6 protein-coding genes are annotated in these 5,865 nt (G+C 72.9%); 2 read left to right on the top strand and 4 right to left on the bottom strand.

Annotated features, from left to right (window positions below):
* Positions 1 to 360 precede the first annotated feature (360 nt).
* The 3 genes from ACZJYS_RS21925 to ACZJYS_RS21915 all read right to left on the bottom strand — a co-directional run bounded on the left by ACZJYS_RS21925 (position 361) and on the right by ACZJYS_RS21915 (position 3,350).
* Positions 361 to 1,587 (bottom strand): MFS transporter, encoded by a 1,227-nt coding sequence (locus ACZJYS_RS21925; protein WP_493180317.1) that lies wholly within the window; start codon positions 1,585 to 1,587, stop codon positions 361 to 363.
* A 10-nt stretch (positions 1,588 to 1,597) separates the two neighbouring features.
* Entirely contained in the window at positions 1,598 to 2,932 is a 1,335-nt protein-coding gene (locus ACZJYS_RS21920) for an NAD(P)-binding domain-containing protein (protein WP_493180316.1), read from the bottom strand.
* A 61-nt stretch (positions 2,933 to 2,993) separates the two neighbouring features.
* Positions 2,994 to 3,350: a PadR family transcriptional regulator gene (locus ACZJYS_RS21915; protein ID WP_245906707.1), complete on the bottom strand. Its 357-nt coding sequence runs from the start codon at positions 3,348 to 3,350 to the stop codon at positions 2,994 to 2,996.
* Positions 3,351 to 3,653: 303 nt separating this feature from the next.
* On the opposite strand from ACZJYS_RS21915, the gene ACZJYS_RS21910 reads away from it, so the two are divergent.
* Both ACZJYS_RS21910 and ACZJYS_RS21905 read left to right on the top strand, forming a co-directional pair.
* Positions 3,654 to 4,079, top strand: coding sequence for a CopG family transcriptional regulator (locus ACZJYS_RS21910; RefSeq protein WP_493180315.1), 426 nt, complete (start codon positions 3,654 to 3,656; stop codon positions 4,077 to 4,079).
* Between the two features lie 150 nt (positions 4,080 to 4,229).
* Positions 4,230 to 5,513 (top strand): extracellular catalytic domain type 1 short-chain-length polyhydroxyalkanoate depolymerase, encoded by a 1,284-nt coding sequence (locus ACZJYS_RS21905; protein WP_493180314.1) that lies wholly within the window; start codon positions 4,230 to 4,232, stop codon positions 5,511 to 5,513.
* A 103-nt stretch (positions 5,514 to 5,616) separates the two neighbouring features.
* On the opposite strand, the gene ACZJYS_RS21900 is transcribed toward ACZJYS_RS21905, so the two are convergent.
* On the bottom strand, positions 5,617 to 5,865 hold a 249-nt coding region (locus ACZJYS_RS21900), incomplete at its 5' end, for a hypothetical protein (RefSeq protein ID WP_493180313.1).

Genomic DNA, 5,865 nt, shown 5'->3' with positions numbered 1-5,865 from the left:
CTCCTGGCCAGCCGGCACCGCGCTGGCGCTGAGGGCCTGAGCGCTGCTCTACGGCCAGTTCATTCCCGACCCGGAATGGATGGCCGAGCATCTGCCGGTCGGGCGGCATCCGCGCCTGGGCGGGGCCTTCGCCTCTTTCTCTACGACGTGCCGAAGATCCTGCTGCTGCTGGTGCCCCTGGTCTTCCTCATGGGCATGGTGCGCAGCTTCTTCTGCCCCGGGCACACCCGTGCCCTGGCCTCCGCGCCAGGGGTGGTGGTGCATGCGGGCGGGGCTGCCGAAGCCGGAGGATGTGGCGCGCCGGGTGGCGGGCCGAGGCCATGCCCGGGCCGCTTCCACCGCCCCGCCCGCCGGGCGGCGTCAGCCCGTGGCGGCCCGGCCGCGCGGCCTGAGCGCGAGCGGCACCAGCGGCGCCACCAGGACGAGGTTCACCACCCCCGCGACCGCCAGCGCGACCAGCGTGCCCTCGGCCCCGAGCCATTCCAGCGCCCAGACGCCGAGCATGGGCGCGGCCGCCGTGGCCAGCAGCGTCGGCACCGAGAGGCGCCCCATCAGGATCGCGTAGCCCTCCCTGCCGAAGAGCACGAGCGGCACCGTCCCGCGCACGATGGAGCGCAGCCCGCTGCCGGCGCCGTAGAGCAGGATCGCCGCCGCCGCCCAGCCCGGCATGGCCAGCAGCAGGATCGCGCCGGCCGCCACCAGGCCGCAGGAGGCCACCAGCGTCCAGACAGGGTGCGCCCGCCCGCCGAAGGCCATCTCCAGCAGGCGGCCGCCGACCTGCGCGGGCCCGACCAGCGCGCCGAGGGCGACCGCCGCCGCCAGTTCCAGCCCGCGCGCCTGCAGCAGCGTGAGCAGGTGCACGGCGATCACCGTCATCACGCCATAGGCGAGGGTGAACACCACGGCGAGCAGGTTGAAGGCGAAGCGCTGCTCCGCCGGCAGGTGGCCGGGCGGCGGGGCGCCCGCCGCCGTGGCGGCCGGCTCGGGCGCGCGCGCCTCCTTCGGCAGCATCGCGAGGTAGAGCGGCAGGACCAGGCCGAGATGGAGGAGCGCATAGGCGAGGCAGGCGCCGCGCCAGCCCAGCCAGGATTCCAGCAGCGCCGTCAGCGGCCAGCAGAGCGTGCTGGCGAAACCGCCGAACAGTGTCACCCGGGTGATCGCCGGCCGCGCCGCCTCGCCATAGAGGCGGCCCAGCGCCGAGAAGGCGGGGTCGTAGAGCCCCGCCCCCATCCCCAGGCCGATGACCACCCAGGCCGCGACGAAGGCCGCCAGGTTCGGCGCCGCCCAGAGCCCGATCTGGCCCAGCGCGATCAGCGCCGCCGCGGCGGCGAGCACGGGGCGGCCGCCATGCCGGTGGATGAACCGCCCGACGCGCGGCGACACCAGCCCCGAGACCACCAGCCCGGCCGAGAGCGCGCCGAACAGCCAGCCGAGGGGCCAGCCCGTCTCCTCGGCAATCGGCACCGCCAGCACGGCGGGCAGGTAGTAGGTCGAGCCCCAGGAGAGGATCTGGCCAAGCCCGATGGCGGTGATCACCCCCATCCGCGGCCCGCCGGCCGCGCGGGGCGCGGGCGGGGCGGTGCTCACCGTCGCGCCCTCAGCCGCAGCAGCCGCCGGCTTTCACCGGCACCGGCACCGCGACCGGCGCCTCCGCCGGCGCGCAGCAGGCGGGCGCCGCGCGCTCGGTGGAGCAGACGCCGGTCTCCGGCAGCACCAGCTCGACACGGCGCGCCGCCGCCACGTCGCCGGCGAGGAAGGCCGCGATGGAGCGCACCTGCTCATGCCCCGTCGCCAGCAGGAAGGTGGGCGCGCGGCCGTAGCTCTTCATGCCGGCGATGTAGAAGCCGGCCTCCGGCTGGCGCAGCTCGGCCTCGCCATGCGGGCGGACGGTGCCGCAGGAATGCAGGTTGGGGTCGATCAGCGGCGCGAGCGCCGGCGTCGCCTCCACCGCCGGGTCGAGCGCCAGCCGCACCTCGCGCAGGAAGGACAGGTCCGGGCGGAAGCCGGCCGCGACGATCATGCGGTCGGCGCCGACCGTCACCGACCCCGCCGCCTGCCGGCCGGTGACGGCAAGGGCGCCGTCCCGCTCCGCGATACGGTCGATCAGGAAGGGCGCGAGGGCGGTGACCGCGCCGGACTCCACCAGCGCCTGGGCGCGGGCGCCGAGCGCGCCGCGCCGGGCAAGCCCGTCCCTGGCGCCGCCGCCGAAGCTCACCGCGCCGAGCGGGCGGCGGAAGGCCCAGAGGATGCGCATGCCGGGCGCCTCCCCCGCCAGTTGCGCCAGGTCGAGCACCGCGTTCATCGCCGAGTGCCCGGCGCCGACCACGAGCGTCGTCCGCCCCGCATAGGCCATGCGCTCCGCGCCGAGGATGTCGGGGATGCCATAGGCGATGCGCCCGGCATGGCGCGCCTCGCCCGGCGCGGGCATGCCGTGGCTGCCGGCGGGGTTCGGCGCGTTCCAGGTGCCCGAGCAGTCGATCACCGCGCGCGCCTCGATGGCCTCGGTGCCGCAGCAGGTCTCGACATGCAGCACGAAGGGCGCGGCCTCGCGGCCGGCGACGTCATGCAGGCGGCCGAGGTCGCGGCGCGCCACGCCGGACACCTTCGCGCCGGTGCGGATGCGCCCGCGCAGGGCCGCCGTGGCGGCGAGCGGCGCCAGGTAGTCCGCCACCAGTTCCGCGCCGGTCGGGTAGTGGCCAGAGTCGGGCGCCGCCCAGCCCTCCGCCGCGAGCAGCGCCCGCGCCGCGGCATCGGTGTTGAAGGCCCAGGGCGAGAACATGCGCACATGGCCCCAGGCGCGGACCGCATGGCCCACCGCTGGCCCGGCCTCGAGCAGCAGCGGCTCGATCCCGCGGGCGAGGAGTTGCGCGGCGGCGGCCAGCCCGACGGGACCAGCGCCGATGATGGCGACCGGAAGACTGGAGGTGGTCATGGGCACGCTCCCTGATACATCGGAGGGTAAGGTATGGTGGCGTGAGAAGCCGCGCGATGGCTCATCCGCAGCAATCCCCGCCGGAGGGGCGCGCGGCGCGCGCGCGGTCGGCGGCGGCAAAGGCCCGCCCGGTATCCTGCAGGGCCGCGGTCGCCTCCATCCAGGCTTCCAGCGCGACGCGGAAGGCGGCGCGGCCGGCCTCGGTCAGCGCATAGACCTTGCGCTGGCGGCCGCTGACGACCTCCTCGGCCACGGTGACGAAGCCGCCGCTCTCGAATTCGCGGAGGACGGGATAGATGGTTCCCTCGGTCGGCGAGCAGCAGCCGCCGGTGGTGCGCTCGACGGCGCGGGCGATGTCGTAGCCGTGCATCGGCCCCTCGTGCAGGACACGCAGGATGAAGAACTTGGACAGGCCCATCTTGATCGTCCCCGCCCAGTAATCCCGGGAGGCATAATCGACACGTGGCGGAGGGGAACGGCGCAGGGCTTCCATGCCCTGAATTTATACCTTACCCCTCGATGCATCAAGCATCATCGCAGCCCGGCATACGCCACCGGGCGAACCCGCTCCGGGCTGGCCGAAGCTTCCAACGACCGGGCGGGGAGGGCCATGGCAGAGAAGGCCAGGATGCCCTTCCTCACGACCAGAGGTGCCGGCTGCTTGCATTCTCCATCTCGGCGCCCAATCTACCATCCACACGGATGGTGAGAGGATGGCAGGATGATGCCGAGCAATGTGCGCGAGCTGCGGCCCAAGGCGGGCGGCGACACCGAGAAGATCACCATCAACCTTGGCTATGTCGATCTCGGCCACATCGACCTGCTGGTGCAGGACGGCTTCTACTCCAACCGTACCGACTTCATCCGCACCGCCATCCGCAACCAGATCGAGCGGCATGCCGACGCGGCCAGGCAGTCGGTCACGCGGAAGAACCTGGATCTCGGATTGCGGCACTACAGCCGCGAGGATCTCGAGGCAGCACGCGAGGCCGGGCAGATGCTCCACATCCGGGTGTTGGGCCTCGCGAGCATCGCGGCCGACGTCACGCCCGAGCTGGCCAGAGCGGCGATCGGCTCGGTCTCCGTCCTGGGCGCACTTCAGGCCAGCGCCGCGGTGAAGGCCGCCCTGACCGACCGCACCCGCTGATCGTCCCGAAACGCACCGCACGCCGCTGACCGCCGCCTCGCATCGGGATGGCGGCCGACGTTTTCCGCCACCGGCCTCCCATGACGGGATGCAGAGCGAGCCTCCCTGCAAGGATGGCTGGCCTGTCTCCGCGCATTGAAAGCACCAGACATGAACGCGATGCTCCCAAAGGACATGCTTGAGGCGGCCCGCCTCACCCGCGAAGGCCGGCTCGCCGAAGCTTCCGCGCTGCTGCAGCGTCTCCTGCAAGGCAATGCGGCGGTTGATCCTGCAGCGGCCACGCCACAGGGCGGCCTCGGCCTCCCGGCTGCGCGGCCGCCGCGCATCATCGACGTGAACCCCGAGACCGGCGAGGTGTCGGAGCCGGCGCCGGCCCCGGCTGCCGCCGCAGCACGCCGGAAGGCGGGCGGCCCCTGGCCGGCTGCCGGCATGGGCAAGGCCCCCCTGCCGCAAATGCCGGAGGCGCTGCGCGGCTTCCTCGACCAGATCAACCAGGGCGGCCTGGGACAGGGGCTGGAGGGGCTGGCACGGCGCGGGCCGGCCGCCGCGCCCGGGCCAATGCCCGAGGGGGCGCGATTCGTGGCGGGGTCCTTCGGCGCCAAAGCCGGGAGCCGCGCCTACAAGCTGTACATCCCCAGCACCCGTCGCAGCGGGCCGGTGCCGCTGGTCGTCATGCTGCACGGCTGCACCCAGTCACCCGACGATTTCGCTGCCGGGACACGCATGAACCTGCTCGCCGAGGAGCACGGCATGCTCATCCTGTATCCGGCGCAGCCGAGTTCCGCCAACGCCCAGAAGTGCTGGAACTGGTTCAGCCCGGGCGACCAGCAGCGCGACCAGGGGGAGCCGTCGCTGATCGCGGGCATGACCCGGCAGGTCATGCGCGAACACGCAGCCGATCCGCGGCGGGTCTACGTCGCCGGGCTGTCGGCTGGCGGGGCGGCCGCCGCCATCATGGGGCAATCCTATCCAGACCTCTATGCCGCGGTCGGGGTGCATTCCGGCCTGGCCTGCGGCGCGGCCCGCGACCTCACCTCCGCCCTCGCCGCCATGCGGCAGGGCGCCGCTGGCACGCCCCTCCGGACCGGGGATGCGGCGCGGGTGATACCGACGATCGTTTTCCATGCCGACCGGGACACCACCGTGCATCCCCGCAACGGCGACCAGGTCATCGCGCAATCGGCTGCCGCCGCGCCCAGCGGGCTCCGCACCGAGACGCAGCGCGGGCAGGTGGCGGACGGGCACGCCTACAGCCGCACCCTGCACGCCGATACCGCGGGGCAGACGGTGCTCGAGCAATGGCTCATCCACGGCGGCGGCCATGCCTGGTCCGGCGGCAGCCCCGCCGGCTCCTACACCGACCCGCGCGGACCCGATGCCTCGCGCGAGATGCTCCGCTTCTTCCTGGAGCATGCGCAGGACGCCGCCTCGTGACAGTCGCGCGGGTCGGCCACGCGGCTGGCCCGCGCCACCCCGAAGCGGCACCGCATCGAGACCATGTCCGGCAGGCTCAAGGGCTGCGCCGCATCGCCATGCGTCATGACCGCACCGCCATGCCAGCCATCCGCCTTACGGCCGCCATGTTCTTCGGACAGCAAGTCCTGACCTTAGCCAACGCTGCCATGCTGAAGACCGCTGGCGGCGATTCATGAACGCCGTTTGCCCAACCGCATTCCAGGTCAGGCGGACGCTTCATCTGTTCATCTGTTTTTAAATGGAAATTTTGAGGGAATGGTGTCCGCGGCGGGATTGATAGAAACCTGATAATAGAACCAATTACTGTATC

Source organism: Roseomonas sp. TS2, from assembly GCF_058833935.1.
Note: the sequence above shows the minus strand (reverse complement) of the source record. Positions and strands in the feature narration are given on the sequence as shown.